Genomic DNA, 17,196 nt, shown 5'->3' with positions numbered 1-17,196 from the left:
TTTCCATGCGCTCGTTCCCGTGGGTCACCGGCACGGTCGTCGCCATTGTCGGGACGGCGCTCGCGCAGACGACCGTTGCGCTCGAACTCGCGGCCCTCCCCGGGCTCGTCTGGGGTGTCGTCGCATGGATGTACGCCGGTTATCCGGCCGTGCGGTCGTTGACCTACCGAGGACTGGACGGCCGCGACCGCTGGCTCGTCGCGGCGAGCCTCGGCCTCACGGCGGCCGCGTTCGCGCCGATCGAGCTCGTCGCCGAGGGCGCGACCGCGACCGTGCTGTACGCCGAGCTACTCGGTGTCTGCGTCGGCCTCCTATACGTCGGCGCGCTCATCGAAGCGCGCTCCGACTAGAGTTCGTCGCGGACCGCGCGCGCCAACTGCTCGAAGTCCGCGTCGTCGGGGACGACGTTCACGTCGACACCCAGCGATTCGGCGGTCTCGCGGGTCGGCGGGCCGATGCAGCCGACGACGGCGTCGTTCAGGCCGGCGAGCGCGGCCTCTCTAATGCCCCGCTGTTCGGCCTCGTCGAGCCAGTGGTCGACGGTCAGCGACGACGAGAACAGCGCGGCGTCGAGGTCGCCGCCGGCAGCCAGCTCCACGGAGTCGCCGGCCTCAGCGGGCACCACGAGTTCGTAGAGAATCGTCTCGTGGACGTACGCGCCGGCGGCGTTCAGGCCGTCCGTGAGCACCGCGGAGCCGTGGTCCGAGCGCGCGACCTCCACGCGCGCGCCGTCGACCTCGCTCTTGAGCGCGGCGACGAGCCCGCTGCTCGTGTACTCCTCGGGCACGAGGTCGACCGTCCAGCCCGCCTCGCGGCAGGCGTCGGCGGTCGACTCGCCGATGGCGCAGAGCGTCGCGTCGCCGGGCGTCCAGCCCGCTTCGGCGGCGAGCTCGACGCCGGTCTTGCTCGTCAGCAGCACGTAGTCCGCGCCGTCTCTCGGGATTTCGCCGGTCGGCTCGACGGCGAGCATCGGGTCCGGGACCGGCTCCGCGTCGAGGGATTCGAGGAGTGCGGTCGCGTCGTCGAGGCGGTCGTCCGCGGGCCGGAACACCGCGACCGTCGGCTTCGTCATCGGAGTTCCTCCCGCACCCCCGCGACGCCGCCGATGACGGTGACGGCGGGCGGCTCGATGCCGGCCTCGTCGCGCGCTTCGACGATGGTGTCGAGGGTGCCCGTCGCGACCTTCTGCCCGGGCCGGGTCCCCTTCTCGACGAGCGCGACGGGCGTCTCGGGGTCCATCCCCGCCTCCCGGAGCGCCTGCGTGTAGTCGGGGAGCTTGCCGACGCCCATCAGCACGACGATGGTTCCACCGGTGTCAGCGAGCGCCTGCCAGTCCACCGCGGACTCCTCTTTCGTCGGGTCCTCGTGGCCCGTGACGAACGAGACAGACGAGGCGTGGTCGCGGTGGGTCACCGGAATGTCCGCCGCGGCGGGCGCGGCGACCGCCGACGAGATGCCGGGGACAATTTCGAAGGGTACGTCGTGGTCGGCGAGGTACACCATCTCCTCGCCGCCGCGCCCGAACACGAACGGGTCGCCGCCCTTCAGTCGGACGACGTCCTCCCCCTCGCGCGCGAGTTCGACCATGCGCTCGTTGATGGCGGACTGGGGCGTGCGCTCCCCGCCCGCGCGCTTGCCGACGTCCTCGCGCTTCGCCTCGGGAATCTCGGAGAGAATCGCCGGACCGGGGAGTTTGTCGTGGAGCACCACGTCCGCGTCCTCGAGCAGCCGCGCGGCCTTCACCGTCAACAGCTCCGGGTCGCCCGGGCCGCTGCCGACGAGGTAGACGGTGCCAGTCATTCTCGTTGGGCCTCCTCGATGAGGTCGGTCGCGCCGCGCTCGCGGAGGTCCGCGGCGAACGCGCGGGCGTCCCTCGCGTAGTTCTCGATGTCGAGTTCGCGCGTCTCCCCGACCTGCTCGGTACCGTCCCGGCTGAACACTTGGACGTCCGTCCGCACGACGTCGCCCTGCACGAGCGCGTAGACGCCGATTGGCGCGATGCAGCCGCCCCCGACTTCCTCGAGGACGATGCGCTCGGCCGTCGTCTCCACCCGGGAGCGCACGTGGTCGAGCGCGTCCCGGAGCACGTCGGCGACGTCGCTGTCCTTCCGCGCCGTAATCGCGAGCGCGCCCTGACCGGGCGCCGGCACGTGCGTGTGCGTCGGGAGTTCCTCGTCGTGGACGTGGTGGGTGAGGCCGGTGCGTTCGAGGCCGACCTGCGCGAGCACGACCGCGTCGAACTCCGTCTCGACCTCGCGGCCGAGCGCGGACTGCTGGAGCGGCGTCAGCGATTCGAACCACTCCTCGACGGGCTGGTCGAACTCCGCGTTCTGCCGGTTGTCGGGTCCGCTGTCGCCGCCGCTCTCACTATCGCTCTCGCTGTCGTTGTCGAGATTCTCGACGCCCTCCTCGATGGTCTCGCTGGCCTCGTAGTCGCCGCGCTCCTGCTGGCGCGCGTCCTCGCTCATGCGTTCTTTCTCGGCTTCCGTGCGGCGCTCGTGCTCGTCCTGGAGCGCGGGCGCGAGCAGTTTCTCCACGCGCGTGTCGACGTTCCCGCGAATCGGCTCGACCTCGAGGCCGGGGCGGTGGGCCTGAATCTGCGCGCCGCGGCGCAGGCTCGCGGTCCCCACCACGCTGCCCGCCGGGAGGTTCTCGAGACTCGTGCCGTTCGGCGTCACGAGCGCGTCCGCGGGGTTCCCGCGACGTGGCACCGCCGCCACCACGAGATCCTCGGGGACGTCGGTCGGCACGTCCTTCATCGAGTGGACGGCCGCGTCGACGTCGCCGTCCAGGACTTTCCGGTCGAGCGAGCGCACGAACGCGCCCGTCTTCCCGAGGTCCTGGATGAGTGCGTCGTCGACGCGGTCGCCGGTGGTCTCCACTTCCACGAGTTCCACGTCGGTGCGGTGGTCTTCGAGTTCGGTCTTGACCTCGCTGGCTTGTCGGAGCGCCAAGTCCGACCCGCGGGTGGCGAGGCGTATCGCGTCGGTCATGTACGTATCTCGGCGTGCTGGGTTGAAACCCCCTGCGTTTGTCTGCGTGGTCGACCGCAGGGAGACCACGTTAATGCAAGCGGGGAACGTGTGCCCGACCGCAGGGAGGGCACAGAACGACGAGCGGTGAACGAAGTGAGCCGCGAGTGGAACGACCCGCGAGCCGCGTGACTATCACGTAACGCACGACGAGAAAATCAGATCCGAACCGTCGCGACGTGACCTACTCGCGTTCGCCGCCGGCGGGCTCCCTGCGGTCGCCCGCGCGCAGTTCGTCGCGCCACTCCCAGAAGGAGGCGGGCATGGCGACGTGGTCGCGGCGGTTGCGGAGGTAGCGGACTGAGACCCACGTGCCGAGGCCGGCGCCGGCGACGATGACGAGCGCGGCGAGGGTCGCGCCCTGGAACAGCAACACGCTGCCGGCGACGACGAGGGCGTCCGCGAGCACGGCGATGCCGGGCGCGGAGAAGTCGTCGCCGGGCCAGTCGCTGCCCGCGGCGTCGACCGCGTGGCCGTCCATCCAGAGCGCCAGCGGTAGCGCGAGGAACGCCACGAGCGCGGGGATGCCGAGCGCAACGGCGGGCAGCGAGAGCACCTCGCCGGCGTCCGCGACGACGGCCTCCGGGACGACCTGGACGACGACGAACATCCACACCGAACACACCACCCAGAACGCGGTGACCAGCGGGACTGCGGCGACCCAGTACCACCACCGCGAGTCCACGCGGACCTCACTCATGCCCGTCCGTTAGGCGTCACGGCGTTTGTACCTCACGGGACGCCCACCGACTCGTGGCGTTTGTAGAGGTAGTACACCGCCAGCGGCACCTGGAGGGGTTGGGCGACGAGGCCGGCGAGCCCGAGCAGGCCGTAGAGCACGGGGTCGGGGTTCCAGCGACCGGGCGCGTCCTCGACGGCGGTCGCGTCGTAGTAGATGGCCAGCGGGAACACCAGCGACAGCAGCAAGCCGACCGCTGCCAGCACGAAGACGAGCACGAACACGCCGGCGAACCCGAAGCCGACGCCCATCGGCAACCCCATGCCCGGTTCCATCGTTCCGGGGTCCATCGTGCCCATGCCGGTGAGCGCGAACGCGAACGCGGCGAGTCCGACGACGAATCCGAGCACAGTCCCGATTACGTAGTAGACGGGAACCGCCGCGACCCAGTACCACCAGCCCGACTCCGGATTGGCGTCGCTGCGCGCGTCCGTTTCCGTGGAGGGCGTCTCTGCCATACCCGGGTGTTCGCGCCCGGAGAAGAAAAGCCTAGAGGGCGTTCCGGTAGGCTTCGAGCGTGCGCTCGACGTCCTCCTCGGTGTGGCCGTAGGCGACGAACTGGGACTCGAACTGGTTCTGGGAGAGTAGAACGCCGTCGTCGAGGACCTGCGGGCGGAACACGCGGTTCCAGCGGTCGACCGCGCCGCGGCCGACGTCGGCGCCGTTCTTCGGGCAGGCGTCGAAGCGGTCGCACTCGGGGTCCTGCTCGCAGCCGTCCGCACACGGCCCGGACTGGGCGTCGCCGCGGCGCGTGAACAGCACCTTGAACAGGCTGTCCGTGCCGACGACGGTGTACTCGGGCGCTTGCTCGGCGACGATGTCGGTGAGGCCCTCGCGGAGCTTGCGGCCGAGACCGTTGACATGCTCGTAGACGTCGTGCTCCGCGGCGTACTTCAGCGTCTCGAGGCCCGCGGCCATCGTCACGGGGTGCCCGGAGAACGTCCCCGCTTGGAAGACGTCGCCGACGGGCGTGAATTCCTCCATAATGTCGGTGCGGCCGCCGATGGCGCCGATGGGGAAGCCGCCGCCGACGATTTTCCCGAACGTCGTGACGTCGGGCGTGATGCCGTACTTCGACTGCGCGCAGCCGAGACCGCCGACGCGGAACCCCGTGATGACCTCGTCCCAGACGAGCAGCGCGCCGTTGTCCCGGGTGAGGTCGCGCAACGTCTGGTGGTAGCCGTCGATGGGTTCAACGATGCCCTTGTTCGCGAGGATGGGTTCCACGAGGATGGCGGCGATGTCGTCGCCGTGCTCCTCGAACACCTCGGTAACGGCGTCGGTGTCGTTGAACGGGACGGGAATCGTGTGTTCGGCGAACGCCGCGGGGATGCCCGCGCTGGACGGGCCGCGCTCCTCGCTGTCGCCCTCGACGAGCGTGGACTCCTGGGCGCCGTGGTAGCCGGACTGCATCACGACGATTTTGTCGCGGCCGGTGTAGCCCCGCGCGAGCCGCACCGCCGAGGTCGTGGCTTCGGTGCCGGTGTTGACGTACCGCATCATCTCGACGCTCGGGACGTGGCGCGCGACGAACTCCGCGTGCTCGACCTCCAGCTCCGTGGGGAGGCCGTACATCGGTCCCTCGCTGGTGCGCTGCTGGACGGCGGCTTCGACGGGTTCGGGGAGGTCGTGGCCCAACAGGAGCGGGCCCAGGCCCATCACCCAGTCGACGTAGCGGTTGCCGTCCGCGTCGACGACGTGGCCGCCGTCGCCCTTCCGGACGAACGTCGGGTACGGTTGCGGGGCGGCCCGCACCGTGGAGTTCACGCCGCCGACGAGCACGTCGAGCGAGCGATCGTAGAGGTCGCGTGACGTCTCGCGGTTCATGGGGGAGCGTTGGAGGGGTCCCCGAAAATAGTTGATGGGTTCGGCGGTCGGCGTCGCTACCGAGGCGAGGTCACACAGAATCAGTCGCAGCCGCAACCGCGAAAGTGCCGGCCGGTGAGCACAGTCCGACGATGATGGCCGGCGAACACACGGTGAGCACAGTCCGCTGTGGTCACAGACGGTTTCGTGGTCGTGTCACTGTATCACCCCCGTGGAGATGCGCGACCCGACGCCGCCGGTCGGGGGCCCGAATTCGGGCACGTCCGCCCGCGAAAGCGCGCCTGCACGGGGCGCGAGCACACAGTCCGGGTTTCGGGTGGGTCCACCGTCGAATCCGAGCGTGGCTGACACAGGCGTTATGGATGTACGCACGTCCACTCCCAGATTCGAAACCGGGGCGTTCGTTTCACGCATCTACAGTACAGTGACAGGACTGGATGGTATGTAAAAGTTTGCTTGACGAATGTGTTGTTTAGTTCGTATAGGGTAGACGAGCGCTCGAATTACAATCGGATTTAGTCCATATAAGGTCGTAAACCGTCCAGATAACTGGGCGTTCGACTGGCGGGACTGGACACACGTCTACGCAATAATTGCCGGAAATGGTCGGGGAAGCGGGCGCGCGGTCGAGCGCAGCGGGACCGCGAGCCGTGCGCTACTCCGACAGCGACTCGGCGACGTCCTCTGCAAAGTACGTGATGATGAGGTCCGCGCCCGCGCGCTTGATGGACAGCAGGGACTCCCGGGCGGTCTCCTCGACGTCCATCCAGCCGTTCTCCGCGGCGGCGTGCAGCATCGCGTACTCGCCGGAGACGTTGTACGCCGCGACCGGACGGTCGAACTGCTCGCGCACGTCCGAGACGATGTCGAGGTACGGGAGCGCGGGCTTGACCATCAACACGTCCGCTCCCTGCTCGACGTCGAGTGCGACCTCCCGCGTTGCCTCGCGGCGGTTCGCGGGGTCCATCTGGTAGTGCCGCCGGTCGCCGAACGCGGGCGCGCCGTCCGCGGCGTCCCGGAACGGCCCGTAGAACGCCGACTCGTACTTCGCCGCGTAGCTCATGATGGGGACGTCCGTGAAGCCCGCGGCGTCCAGCGCCTCGCGGATGGCCGCGACCATCCCGTCGGTCATCGACGACGGCGCAATCATCTCCGCGCCCGCCTTCGCGTGCGAGACCGCTGTCTTCGCCAGCAAGTCCAGCGTCTCGTCGTTCTTCACCGTGAGGTCGGGGTCCTCGTCGGCGTGCTCCTCGAGAATCCCGCAGTGGCCGTGGCTCGTGTACTCACAGAGGCAGACGTCCGTGATGACGTACGCGTCCGTCTCACTCGTGATGCGACGCACGGCCTCCTGGACGACGCCGTCGTCGGCGTACGCCCGCGTGCCGCGCTCGTCTTTCGACGCCGGGATGCCGAACACGATGACGGCCTCCACGCCCGTCGTGAGAATCTCCTCGACGCGCGCCACCGCCTCGTCGACTGGCACGCGCTCGTGGCCAGGCATCGACTCGATGGGCACCCGCTTGTCGGTCGTCGCGTCCACGAATACGGGCGCGACGAAGTCCGTCGGCTCCAGGCTCGTCTCCGACACCAGCCCGCGCACGCCGTCCCGCCGCAGCCGCCGCGGTCGGTCCGTCAGGTCCATGCAGGAGTCTGGGAGCCGCGAGCCAAAAGGGTTCGCGGAACCGGCGTCAGTTATCGTAGTTGCTTGGAACGCTGCCGTAGACGACGTTGACACCTGAAAGGGCGAGCGGCCCTCGGCTCGGGGGACTCGCTGCGCGCGCTCGCTCCCGCTGGTCGCTCACGTGCTTGCTTCGTCCGCCTTCGCAGGGAGCCGCTCGCCCTTTCAATCCGCAAGGGTAGCGGTTGTCTCACTGGCCGAATCGGTCGGCTGTGACATCGCCGAGGGCCCACGTCGCCGTCCGGTTTCACAACCGTCTTTGCCCACCCAATCTACCCGCGACTGTGGACCGGGACCGACTCCAACTCTACTCGCTGTACGTCTCGCGGTTCGCGGGCGGCTTCGGGTTCAGCGCGCTCGCGGTGCTCCTGCCGAAGTACGCCAACGCGCTCGACGCGTCGGGCATCATGCTCGGGCTGTTCTACGCGGGGTTCACGGCGACGCAGGCACTCGTCGTTGTGCCGCTGGCGTGGGCGGGCGACCGCTACGACAAGCGCGCCATCTTTCTCGGACTGCTCGCGTTCGGCGTCGTCGTCTCGCTGGCGTTCACGCTCGTCGAGACCTCGTGGCAACTCGTCGCAGTCCGCGGCGGCCAAGGGATTCTCGCGACCGGGATGGGGCTGTTGAGCCTCTCGCTGGTCGGCGAGCTCGCGACCGCGGAGACGCGCGCGAACTACATCGGGAAGGCGAACTCGTGGCGGCTGGCCGCGTCGCTGCTCGGCCTCGCCGCCGCGGGCGTGCTCTACGACCGCTACGGCTTCGAACCCGTCTTCTACGTGCTCGCGGTGCTGTTCGTCGTCGCGTTCGTTGCGGTCCTCGTGCTGCTGGACGCCGACGACACCCGCATCGAGGGGTTCCCGTTCAGCAACCTCGCGCTGAACGGCCGCATCCTCACGCTCACGAGCTTCCGCGCGCAGTACGCCGTCGCCGTCACGCTCGTGCGCTCGTGGGTCGCCGTCTTCGCGGGTGTCACCGCCGCACAGGGCGGCCTCGCGTACAGCGGCACCGTCCTCGCGGTCGTGCTCAGCGCCGAGAAGTTCACGAACATGCTGTTCCAGCCGTTCACGGGCCGTCTCTCGGACACCTACGGGCGCTCGCTATTCGTCGCTGCGGGCGGCGCTGCCTACGGCTTCGTCGCGCTCGCGGTCCCGTTCACGCCCGCCATCGGGTCCGCGCTCGGCTTCCCGGCTTCGCTCCCCCTGCTGGGTGCGGCGTCGACGGCGTTCGTGCCGCTCGTCGCCGCCAACGGCCTCCTCGGCATCGCGGACTCGTTCCGCGAACCCGCGAGCATGGCGCTGTTCGCCGACGAGGGCATCGACGGCGAGGGCATCGCGTCCTCGTTCGGCGTGCGCGAACTCGTTTGGCGTCCCGGCAGCGTGCTCGCGCCCGTACTCGGCGGGTACCTCATGTCGCAGTTCGGGATGGAGTGGGCGTTCTACGTCGGCGGCGCGTTCGCGCTCACCGGCGTCGCGACGTTCCTCGCGGTGCTCGTGCGCACACACGGCGCGCAAGCGCTCACGGAGTGGTGAACTGAATTTCAGCGAACCTATAACCGCTCGCGGGCGTCACCGTCGACTATGCCCGGACCAGCCTTCCAGATTGGCGACAGCGTCTCCCTCCACCCAATCGAGGAGGAGGACCACGAGTTCATCCAGTACGGCCGCAACCACCCCGACGTGCGCGTGCCGCTGACGGACACGACCATCAAGACCGTCGAGGACGTCGCGGAGATGCTCGAAGACGAGGACTACCACTTCCTCATCTGCACTGAGGGAGAAGAGGGCGACCCCGAGCCGGTGGGCGTCGTGGCGTTCGGCTGGGTGAGTGCGCCCGGCGAGCGCGGCAACCTCATGTACTGGGTCGCGCCCGAACACCAGGGGAACGGCTACGTCACCGAGGGGACAGAGCTGTTCCTTGACTACGCGTTCGGCGAGTGTGGCTTCCACAAGGTCGACGCGCGCGTCCTCGTGCCGAACGAGCCGTCGTGGAAGGCCCTCGAAAAACTCGGGTTCGAGCGCGAGGGGCGGCGCCGCGACGACGCCATCGTCGACGGCGAGTACGTCGACGCGTACTCCTACGGCCTGCTCGACGAGGAGTGGCTGGACGCCTAGGGTAGTTGTCTCTGTGGGTTCTTTGTGCAGCGTTCTGAGTGCAACAGCCGCTAAGTACAGCCTCTGAACTCCCCAACATTATTTCCAGTACACAAATAATATATTACATAAACGCACTATCTCGATATATGGGGGAAAGAGCAAACAGTGTACGTCGCCGTGATTTCTTGGCTTTGGCCGCTACAAGTTCCGTTGGCTTGAGTAGCGGTTGCTTAGACCTGATCCGAGGAAGCTCCCCCTCTCATCCCCAGCTCGGATGGGTAGCCGTCGAAAACTATCATCCAGACCCACAGCGCCTCGAAATCGAGATCGAACGTGAGGATACCGTCGTTCACGAATCGCGTCACGAACTCGCGGGGAAACCTGAGAGTCGAATCCCTGGTGCGGTGCTGGAGTGCACGGGGGGAGATGAGCCGGGACCATACACCCTCCGAGGTCGGATTGCTGATGGTGACTGGGTCGAACGCGTGGTCGACCACACGATCGATGAGGAGACTCCGAAGTGCGTCATTGCCGAAGGGGCATACGCAAGATACGGCTCAACTGAGTTTGGATGGCTAATCCAGGACTGGTGTGAGGAGGTCCCGTCCTATCAGGGCGGATGATCATTTGCGAACTCAAATTCGTAGTACAGCGGTTGCTGCAGCACTCGAATGTCGATATGCTGGCCAGAACGTCGGGCTGCTCAGGACCTTCGACCGTTTCAATCGGTGCCACATCGGCCTCAAACCCGAAGCTGAACATGCTTGCCATATCTTACACGTCGGTCCGGACGTCGTCTGAGACTGATGGAAATATCAGCGGTCAATACGCAAACCGGCTCGCCGAATCACTCGCTCAGTTTCGGGCACAAATCTGAATAAAGAAATCGCGCCAGCAACTACGGCTAGTCCGCGGCCGCGCTCGTCGCGCCCGCACTGTTCCCTTCGTTTTTCGCCTCGATGGCTTCCACGAGTAGTTCAGTGACGTCCGTGATTTCGATGTCGTCCTCGTAGCCGCCCGTCTTCCGGCCGTCCTCGTACATTGTCATGCACATCGGGCACGCGACGACGAAGCGGTCGACGTCCGGGCCGGCGTCCGTGTCCTCTAAGGCCTCGCGGATGCGCTCCTCGCTGGGCTTGGTCTCCTCCTCGAAGTCCATCCAGAGACCGCCACCGCCGCCACCACAGCAGAACGAGTCGTCGCGGTTGCGGGGCATCTCGTCGAGCGTGACGCCGGTCGCGCGCACGACCTCGCGGGGCGCCTCGAACTCGCCGTTGTACCGCCCGAGGTGACAGGGGTCGTGGTACGTCACCGTCTCGTCCAGTTCCGTCCCCGTGAGGCCGAGCGCGCCCTGATTGACGAGTGATTCGACGACCTGCGTGTAGTGGTAGACGGAGTCGCCGTCCTCGAAGCCGAACTGCTCGTACTCGTTCGAGAAGGTGTTGTAGGAGTGGGGGTCCGTGCAGACGATTTTGTCGTAGTCGCAGGCCTGGAAGGCCTCGATGTTCTGTTCGGCGACCATCTCGTAGAGGCCTTCCTCGCCGACGCGGCGGATGTCGTTGCCGTCGTTCTGCTCGTCCTCGTAGAGGATGCCGTAGGAGACGCCCGCTTCCTCGAAGACCCGGGCGAGCGAGCGCGCGACGTGCTGGTTGCGCTCGTCGTAACTCGGGTAGTCGCCGACGTACCAGAGGTACTCCACGGACTGCTCGCGGACGTCCGGCACCTCGAAGTCCAGTTCGTCGGTCCAGTCGGGGCGTTTGCGGTCGGGGTCGCCGAACGTGTTGCCCTTCTGGAAGACGTTCATCACGGCCTCCTCGACGTTCTTGTTCATCTGGCCGGACTCGGTGAGCCGGCGGTTCATCTCCGTGAATTGCGTGACGTGCTCGATGTCCACCGGGCAGGCGTCCATGCACGCCATACAGGACATGCAGGACTCCATCGTCTGGGCGTCGACGACGGAGGTGCCGCCGTCCGCGACGATGTCGACTTCCTCGCGGTCGCCCGCTTCGAGGCCTTCGCGGTAGGCTTTCAAGTCGAGGATGACGTCGCGGGGGTCGAGCGGGCGGCCGGCAGCCTTCGCGGGGCAGGCCGACGAGCATCGCCCGCACTTCGTGCAGGCGTCGTGGTCGAGCAACTGCTTCCAGGTGAAGTCCTCGATGTCGGAGGGGCCGATTTCCTCGGGGCTGGCGTCCTCGGGGACGCGGGGGAGGCGGCGGCCGGCGTCCTCGTCGCGGGTGACGAGGTTGGCGTAGCTGGAGAGCATGTGGAACGGCTTGGCGTAGGGGACGCTGGCGACGAACGCGAGCGCGAGCAGCGCGTGACTCCACCAGACGACGGGGTAGGCGGCAGCGGCGGCTTCGGCCGTGATACCCGCTGCTTGCAGGACGTCTTTGACGAACCAGCCGACGAAGGAGACGGTTTCGAAGGAGACGTTGCGGGTGGTGCTGGTGCCGAGGATGCGGACGCCCTCGGTGACGTAGCCGCCGACGCCCAGGAGGAACAGCGTCCAGACGAAGAGGTCGTCCTCGGTGCTGGTATGTTTCCCCCAGAGGCGGCCGTATTGGACCCAGTAGCGGCGGTAGATGGCCATGCCGACGCCGACGACGAACAGCAGCCCCATCGCGTCCGCGACGAAGGAGTACGCGAGGTAGAAGTCGCCGACGAAGAAGGAGGGCTGGCCGAGGACGAGCGTCCAGAGGTCCATGTCGATGCCGAGGATGGTGGTCGCAATCAACAGCGTCAGGAACCCCCAGAGAATGAAGGTGTGCATGAGGCCGGCGTAGAGGTCGCGGTCGAACTGCTTCTCGTTGGAGACGACGAGTTTCGCCGCCGTGAGGACGCGTACGGGCAGGTCGGTGAGTCGGTCGACGGGGTCGTCGGCGCCGCGGGCGTACGTGGCGAAGCGTTCGTAGACGCCGTACAGGAAGATGGCGACGGCGACCGCGGCGAGGTAGTAGAACAGCGCCTCGCCAACGTGGCCGATGCGCCAGAACGTCGGCCGCGTCTCGGCCCCTGCTTGCGCCAGCACGAACGAAGACATAGCTGAAACCCCGGCGACGACCCGCATAAAGGTTGGCAACCGGAAGACCACGCGCGAACAGTTTCTTCTCAGATGAGCGCGGCGGCCGCCAGCGCGAGCGCGACGCCGGTCGCCAGCCAGTCACGCCCACGATATGCGAGCGGCGGTGGCGTGGGGTTCCACGCGAAACAGCGCGCGCGGAGCGCGACCGAGAGCCGGCTCGCGCGGTCGAGCGCCCGGGCGAGGCCGCCGACGGCGACGAGGCGGATGCGTTCGCGGAGCGGGCGCTCGCTCCCGAGGCGCGCGTTCACGGCGTCGCGGCGGCCCGCTAAGTCCGACTGGAGCACGGGGAGGAAGCGGAAGACGAGCGCGACGGCGACACCCGCGACCGCGCCGATGCGCCCCGGCAGCAGCCACCGCACGGCCGCCCGCGAGTCCCGCGTCGGGGTGCTGTAGACGTACGCGGCCGCGACGAGCAGCACGAGCACGACGCGGTAGGACGCCAGCGCCGCGGCCGCGGCCGCTTCGAGGCGAATCCACGGCGGCCCGAGCGAGACTGCAGCGACGACGGGGCCGGCCACGAGGAACGGGAGCGCGACCCAGAACTCGCGGAGCGCGGCCAGCGGCGAGGCGTCCGCGAGGTACGGCGCGACGACTGCCAGCGGCGTCAACAGCGCGAGCCCGAGTGGGGTGGTGTGCGCGAACGCGACCAGCGCGAACGCTGCCTGTAGAGCGAGTTTCGCCCGGGGGTCGAGGGCGTGCAGGACTCCGCTACCCGGCCGGTACGCGAGCGTCACGGCAGGCGCACCCCGAGGTCGGGGAGGCGTTCACGGACGCGCTCGGGCGGGCCGTCGGCCGCAATTTCGCCGTCCGAGAGCGCGACCACGCGGTTCGCAAATTCCCAGACGTCGCGGAGGTCGTGGGTGACGACGACGAGGCTGGTCCCGGCGTCGTGGAGCGCGCGCAGGCGGTCGAGGACGGACTGACGCGCGGGCCAGTCCAGACCCGTGAACGGTTCGTCGAGCACGAGGTGGTCGGGGCGCATCGCGAGCGCGCCGGCGATGGCGACGCGGGCCTGCTCGCCGCCGGAGAGTTCGTCGATGCGCTCGTCGGCGCGACCCGCGAGTTCGACCGCGTCGAGCGCTTCCGCGACGCGGTCGTCGATTTCCTCGCGGGGGAGGCCGAGGTTCTCCGGGCCAAACGCAACGTCGGCGCCGACGGTCGCGCCGACGAAGCCGTCGCGTGGGTCCTGGAAGACCATGCCCACGCTCGCGCGCGCCGCCACGAGGTCGTCGTGGACTGGCGTGCCGTTCACGCGGACCTCCCCCTCGTCGGGTTCGAGCAGGCCGTTGAGGTGGCGGACCAGCGTCGTCTTCCCGGAGCCGTTCGCGCCCGCGAGCACGACGCACTCGCCGTCCGCGACGTCGAGGTTGACGCCGTCGAGGGCGGCGGCGTCGCCGTAGCGGTGCGTGAGGTCGTCGACGGCGAGCATCAGGCGGCGCCGAGGTCTTCGGTGCGCGTGATGCCGACCGCGGCCGCGATTTTGAACGCCTCCGCGGGGACGAACGCGACGGCGGCGACGAGGAACGCGCGGTAGAGGCCGACGTTCTGGACGACGGCGTAGCCGAGCGTGCCGCCCGCGTAGACGACGACGGTGCCTGCGAGCATCGCGGCGATGAGTCGCGGGACGGAGACGTCCCGCGGTTTCGCAAGGCTGCTGGTGCCGTGCGCGACGAGCCCGACGAGCGCGGCCGCGACCGGGTACGACCAGAGGTAGCCGCCGTAGGGGCCCAGTAGTGCGCCGAGGCCCGCGCTACCGCCCGCGAAGACGGGTGCGCCGACCGCGCCCGCCGCGAGGTACAGCGCCAGCGAGAGGCCGCCCCAGACGGGGCCGAGGTAGATGCCTGCGAGGAACACGCCCAGCACCTGCAGCGTGACCGGGGCCGGGGAGACGGGGTTCGGGAACGATACGTACGCGAACGCGCCCGCGAGCGCCGCGAAGACGGCGGCGCGGGCGACGCGTTCGACGATTTCGTCGCCGACAAGGTCGACGGAGTCGGATTCGACGCTCACGGACCGACCACTCTCGTCAACCCGTTTCAATTCTCTGGTTCACGGGGCTAGCGTGGTAAGCCAACAGACATATAGCGGCGCACTCCGCTAGGGTGTCACTATTACATGGACGAGAAGACCGAGGAACTCCGGGACATCTTCGTCGACGTCGCCGACGGCGACACTGTCACCGAATCCCAGGAGGAGACCCACGGGTCGCTCGCCTCCGAGGCCGACGTCGAAGCCCGGCTCCGCGAGACGGTCGCGGAGATGCGCGAGGACCTCGACTTCGAGACGTCGCTGTCCGTCGACGAACTCACGACGCTCGTCGAGCGCTTCTACGACGAGGACAGCGACGCCGACATCGCGGACGAACTCGGCGTCGACGAGCAGACCGTAACCGAGGCCCGCCTCGACCTCCACCTGCTCCGCGAGGCCGACACCGACGCACCCCTCGACCGCGTGCGCGACGCCGATGAGGATACCGAGGCCCTCGCGGACGAACTCGGCGTCGACGCGGGGACCATCCGGCACTACCAGCGCGTCGTCGAGACTCGCGAGGAGCGCCGGCGGCTCAACGACCGCTACCGCGCTGAATTCGAGAACGCGCTCCAGGACCGCGAGATATCCGAACGCCTCACGAGTTCCGTCCACGAGGACGGCCTCGAGGGCGCGACGGAGGGCCAGGAGACGAACATGGACATCTGAGCGCGCGCCAGTCGGCGGCCGCGCGTGCCGGCGGTTTTATGCCTGTTTCTCCCGACAGCACGTACGAATGAGCGACGGTGCCCCTTCCGACGAGGCGTCCAGCGCGGAGCTCGCCGAGGACGTGCTCGAACGGCTGTTCCGTGACAGTTGGACGAACGCCGTGCTCGCGTGGCTGCTGGTCGCCGTGCTCGCGCTCGTGTTCGCCGACAGCGTCCTCGACTTCGACCGGCAGTGGATGGTCTTCGTCGCCGCCGCCGGCGCTATCGTCCTCGTGCCGCCGGTCGCCTTCCGCGAGTGGCGCGTCATGCTCCCGTGGGAACTGCTCGTGCTCGCGTTGCTCCCGATTCTCGTGCGCGGGCTGTTCGGCGGCACCGTCGGCACGTTCGCGACGTACTTCGCGCTCGCCGCGCTCGCGCTCGTCGTCGTCGTCGAACTCCACCTGTTCACCGCGCTGGAAGTCACGCACTGGTTCGCCGTCGTGCTCGTCGTGATGACGACGCTGGCGTCGGGTGCCGCGTGGGCGGTCGTCCGCTGGAACTTCGACCAGTTCCTCGGCACCTCGTATCTCACGGACAACTACGCGCTGATGATGGAGTTCGTCTGGGTGACGCTCGCCGGGTTCGCCGCGGGCGTCCTCTTCGACGCGTACTTCCGGCGGCGCGACCGCTGGCTCCGCCGCGCGCTCTCCCGGGTGGTGCCGGTATGACGCTGCTCCCGCGGCCCGCGCCCGCGACCCAGCGCGCCATCACCCGCACCATGCAGGTCGTGCTCGCCGGGCTCGTCGTCTACGGCTTCCTCCGTGGCAACTCCAAGGCCGTCGTCAACGGCTCGATAACGCTGCTCATCACGTTCGTTCCTGCACTGTTGGAGCGCCGCTACGACCTCCCGCTGGACCCGTGGCTCGCGCTCTGGCTCACTGCCGCCGTCTTCCTCCACGTGCTCGGCTCGTCGGGGCTGTACGTCCACATCCCGTGGTGGGACCACGTCACGCACGCGCTGTCGGCGTCGCTGGTCGCCGGCGCGGGCTACACGGTCGCGCGCGCCATCGACCTCCACCACGAGGAAATCACCATCCCGTCGCGCATCGCGTTCGTCTACCTCTTCGTCGTGGTGTTGTCGTTCGGCGTCGTCTGGGAACTGTTCGAGTTCGCTCTCGATGTCGCCTCCCAGGAGACCGGGCTGACGATGCCGCTGGCCCAGCATGGCCTCGACGACACGGTCAAGGACTTCATGTACAACTCGCTGGGCGCGCTCGTCGTCGGCGTGTTCGGGCAGGCCCACCTCGTCGGCGTCGCCGAGACCGTCGAGGACTGGTGGCTCGCCCGGTAGCGAACGTTCAAGTACGAGTACGGGACCACCCCGTGGCGTGTCCGACGACCGCTCGAATTCTGTCGCGTTCAGCGACCTCGCGCGCGCCGCGTACTGCCCGCGCCAACTCTACTACGCGCGTCGCGACGATCGCAGCCCGCCGGCCGAGCACGACCACGCCCGCGAGCTCGCCGGCCAGTACGACGCGCTCGCGGTCGCTTCCGAGGCTGCGCTCGCGACCTACGACCTCGCTGTCGAACCCCCCGAGTTCCGGTCGAACCTCCGCGCTAGCCTCGACCGCCACCCCCGCGTCGCCGACCCCGCGGAGACCGCCGTGTTCGTCCGCGGGAAGGGCGCACACGGTCGCGTGGGAAGAGTTCACACTGGCCCACTGGCGGTGTCGGTAGTCACGCCCGGGAGCCCACCCGAAGCCGGGGTGTGGGAGCCCCAGTCAGTGCGCACGGTTGCCGCCGCGAAAGCGCTCGCGTGGCGAGAGCAAGAGCCGGTCGAGCGCGCGGACGTCGAGTACGCTCGCCACGGCGTCGTCCGCGAACTCACGCTGACGACCCGCCGGAGAGCCGCCTACCAGCGTGCGCTCCGCGCCGGCCGCACGCTCGACGGCCCACCGCCGCGGCTCCACGACGACGCGAAGTGCGGCGCCTGCGAGTACAGCGACGAGTGCGGGACGAAGACCCGCACGCTCAGTTCGCTGCTGTCGCTCGGAGACGACTGATCGCGAG

At 68.5% G+C, this 17,196-nt stretch carries 19 protein-coding genes; 7 read left to right on the top strand and 12 right to left on the bottom strand.

Annotated elements, in window-relative coordinates; genetic code table 11:
• Positions 1–5 precede the first annotated feature (5 nt).
• Entirely contained in the window at positions 6–350 is a 345-nt protein-coding gene (locus tag LPA44_RS03645) for a hypothetical protein (RefSeq protein WP_230888225.1), read from the top strand.
• Here the strand turns inward: LPA44_RS03645 and LPA44_RS03640 are convergent.
• The 7 genes from LPA44_RS03640 to hemB all read right to left on the bottom strand — a co-directional run bounded on the left by LPA44_RS03640 (position 347) and on the right by hemB (position 7,240).
• Entirely contained in the window at positions 347–1,072 is a 726-nt protein-coding gene (locus tag LPA44_RS03640; RefSeq protein WP_230888224.1) for a uroporphyrinogen-III synthase, read from the bottom strand. The genes LPA44_RS03645 and LPA44_RS03640 overlap by 4 nt on opposite strands.
• The gene (gene cobA / locus LPA44_RS03635; RefSeq protein WP_230888223.1) at positions 1,069–1,800 is read right to left on the bottom strand and encodes a uroporphyrinogen-III C-methyltransferase; all 732 of its coding nucleotides are present in this window, start codon (positions 1,798–1,800) and stop codon (positions 1,069–1,071) included. Before cobA ends, LPA44_RS03640 begins: the two co-directional genes overlap by 4 nt.
• The gene (gene hemC / locus LPA44_RS03630; protein WP_230888222.1) at positions 1,797–2,993 is read right to left on the bottom strand and encodes a hydroxymethylbilane synthase; all 1,197 of its coding nucleotides are present in this window, start codon (positions 2,991–2,993) and stop codon (positions 1,797–1,799) included. Before hemC ends, cobA begins: the two co-directional genes overlap by 4 nt.
• A 223-nt stretch (positions 2,994–3,216) precedes the next feature.
• Complete coding sequence (locus LPA44_RS03625) at positions 3,217–3,732, bottom strand: hypothetical protein (RefSeq protein ID WP_230888221.1); 516 nt, start codon at positions 3,730–3,732, stop codon at positions 3,217–3,219.
• A gap of 32 nt (positions 3,733–3,764) precedes the next feature.
• Entirely contained in the window at positions 3,765–4,229 is a 465-nt protein-coding gene (locus LPA44_RS03620) for a hypothetical protein (protein ID WP_230888220.1), read from the bottom strand.
• Between the two features lie 31 nt (positions 4,230–4,260).
• Positions 4,261–5,598 carry a glutamate-1-semialdehyde 2,1-aminomutase gene (gene hemL / locus LPA44_RS03615; RefSeq protein ID WP_230888219.1) on the bottom strand — a complete coding sequence of 446 codons (1,338 nt, stop codon included), beginning with the start codon at positions 5,596–5,598 and terminating at the stop codon, positions 4,261–4,263.
• A 655-nt stretch (positions 5,599–6,253) separates the two neighbouring features.
• Entirely contained in the window at positions 6,254–7,240 is a 987-nt protein-coding gene (hemB, locus tag LPA44_RS03610) for a porphobilinogen synthase (protein WP_230888218.1), read from the bottom strand.
• 320 nt (positions 7,241–7,560) lie between these two features.
• On the opposite strand from hemB, the gene LPA44_RS03605 reads away from it, so the two are divergent.
• Complete coding sequence (locus LPA44_RS03605) at positions 7,561–8,805, top strand: MFS transporter (RefSeq protein ID WP_230888217.1); 1,245 nt, start codon at positions 7,561–7,563, stop codon at positions 8,803–8,805.
• A gap of 48 nt (positions 8,806–8,853) precedes the next feature.
• Positions 8,854–9,387, top strand: coding sequence for a GNAT family N-acetyltransferase (locus LPA44_RS03600; protein WP_230888216.1), 534 nt, complete (start codon positions 8,854–8,856; stop codon positions 9,385–9,387).
• A 212-nt stretch (positions 9,388–9,599) separates the two neighbouring features.
• Here LPA44_RS03600 and LPA44_RS03595 read toward each other — a convergent pair whose 3' ends face one another.
• From LPA44_RS03595 to LPA44_RS03575, 5 genes are all read right to left on the bottom strand, one after another.
• Positions 9,600–9,866 carry a hypothetical protein gene (locus LPA44_RS03595; protein ID WP_230888215.1) on the bottom strand — a complete coding sequence of 89 codons (267 nt, stop codon included), beginning with the start codon at positions 9,864–9,866 and terminating at the stop codon, positions 9,600–9,602.
• A gap of 407 nt (positions 9,867–10,273) precedes the next feature.
• Positions 10,274–12,409 (bottom strand): (Fe-S)-binding protein, encoded by a 2,136-nt coding sequence (locus LPA44_RS03590; RefSeq protein WP_230888214.1) that lies wholly within the window; start codon positions 12,407–12,409, stop codon positions 10,274–10,276.
• A gap of 68 nt (positions 12,410–12,477) precedes the next feature.
• A complete protein-coding gene (locus LPA44_RS03585; RefSeq protein ID WP_230888213.1) occupies positions 12,478–13,185 on the bottom strand; it encodes an energy-coupling factor transporter transmembrane component T family protein in 708 nt (235 codons plus the stop codon).
• Positions 13,182–13,880, bottom strand: a complete 699-nt coding sequence (locus LPA44_RS03580; protein WP_230888212.1) for an energy-coupling factor ABC transporter ATP-binding protein — start codon at positions 13,878–13,880, stop codon at positions 13,182–13,184. The genes LPA44_RS03585 and LPA44_RS03580 overlap by 4 nt, the downstream gene beginning before the upstream one ends.
• Positions 13,880–14,461 (bottom strand): biotin transporter BioY, encoded by a 582-nt coding sequence (locus tag LPA44_RS03575; RefSeq protein WP_230888211.1) that lies wholly within the window; start codon positions 14,459–14,461, stop codon positions 13,880–13,882. Before LPA44_RS03575 ends, LPA44_RS03580 begins: the two co-directional genes overlap by 1 nt.
• 105 nt (positions 14,462–14,566) lie before the next feature.
• On the opposite strand from LPA44_RS03575, the gene LPA44_RS03570 reads away from it, so the two are divergent.
• The 4 genes from LPA44_RS03570 (at position 14,567) to LPA44_RS03555 (ending at position 17,189) form a co-directional block, all read left to right on the top strand.
• Positions 14,567–15,148, top strand: coding sequence for a conditioned medium-induced protein 4 (locus LPA44_RS03570; protein ID WP_230888210.1), 582 nt, complete (start codon positions 14,567–14,569; stop codon positions 15,146–15,148).
• 67 nt (positions 15,149–15,215) lie between these two features.
• Positions 15,216–15,854, top strand: coding sequence for a hypothetical protein (locus LPA44_RS03565; protein ID WP_230888209.1), 639 nt, complete (start codon positions 15,216–15,218; stop codon positions 15,852–15,854).
• Entirely contained in the window at positions 15,851–16,477 is a 627-nt protein-coding gene (locus LPA44_RS03560) for a hypothetical protein (RefSeq protein WP_230888208.1), read from the top strand. Before LPA44_RS03565 ends, LPA44_RS03560 begins: the two co-directional genes overlap by 4 nt.
• 37 nt (positions 16,478–16,514) lie before the next feature.
• Positions 16,515–17,189: a CRISPR-associated protein Cas4 gene (locus tag LPA44_RS03555; protein ID WP_230888207.1), complete on the top strand. Its 675-nt coding sequence runs from the start codon at positions 16,515–16,517 to the stop codon at positions 17,187–17,189.
• Positions 17,190–17,196 lie beyond the last annotated feature (7 nt).

Source organism: Halobacterium sp. KA-4, assembly GCF_021028995.1.
GTDB lineage: Archaea > Halobacteriota > Halobacteria > Halobacteriales > Halobacteriaceae > Halobacterium.
Note: the sequence above shows the minus strand (reverse complement) of the source record. Positions and strands in the feature narration are given on the sequence as shown.

Coding starts and splice junctions, on each gene's coding strand:
- LPA44_RS03620 (WP_230888220.1), bottom strand. CDS start 4,229: ATGGCAGAGACGCCCTCCACGGAAACGGACGCGCGCAGCGACGCCAAT.
- LPA44_RS03570 (WP_230888210.1), top strand. CDS start 14,567: ATGGACGAGAAGACCGAGGAACTCCGGGACATCTTCGTCGACGTCGCC.
- LPA44_RS03645 (WP_230888225.1), top strand. CDS start 6: ATGCGCTCGTTCCCGTGGGTCACCGGCACGGTCGTCGCCATTGTCGGG.
- LPA44_RS03560 (WP_230888208.1), top strand. CDS start 15,851: ATGACGCTGCTCCCGCGGCCCGCGCCCGCGACCCAGCGCGCCATCACC.
- LPA44_RS03640 (WP_230888224.1), bottom strand. CDS start 1,072: ATGACGAAGCCGACGGTCGCGGTGTTCCGGCCCGCGGACGACCGCCTC.
- hemL (WP_230888219.1), bottom strand. CDS start 5,598: ATGAACCGCGAGACGTCACGCGACCTCTACGATCGCTCGCTCGACGTG.
- LPA44_RS03590 (WP_230888214.1), bottom strand. CDS start 12,409: ATGTCTTCGTTCGTGCTGGCGCAAGCAGGGGCCGAGACGCGGCCGACG.
- LPA44_RS03565 (WP_230888209.1), top strand. CDS start 15,216: ATGAGCGACGGTGCCCCTTCCGACGAGGCGTCCAGCGCGGAGCTCGCC.
- LPA44_RS03600 (WP_230888216.1), top strand. CDS start 8,854: ATGCCCGGACCAGCCTTCCAGATTGGCGACAGCGTCTCCCTCCACCCA.
- cobA (WP_230888223.1), bottom strand. CDS start 1,800: ATGACTGGCACCGTCTACCTCGTCGGCAGCGGCCCGGGCGACCCGGAG.
- LPA44_RS03580 (WP_230888212.1), bottom strand. CDS start 13,880: ATGCTCGCCGTCGACGACCTCACGCACCGCTACGGCGACGCCGCCGCC.
- hemC (WP_230888222.1), bottom strand. CDS start 2,993: ATGACCGACGCGATACGCCTCGCCACCCGCGGGTCGGACTTGGCGCTC.
- hemB (WP_230888218.1), bottom strand. CDS start 7,240: ATGGACCTGACGGACCGACCGCGGCGGCTGCGGCGGGACGGCGTGCGC.
- LPA44_RS03625 (WP_230888221.1), bottom strand. CDS start 3,732: ATGAGTGAGGTCCGCGTGGACTCGCGGTGGTGGTACTGGGTCGCCGCA.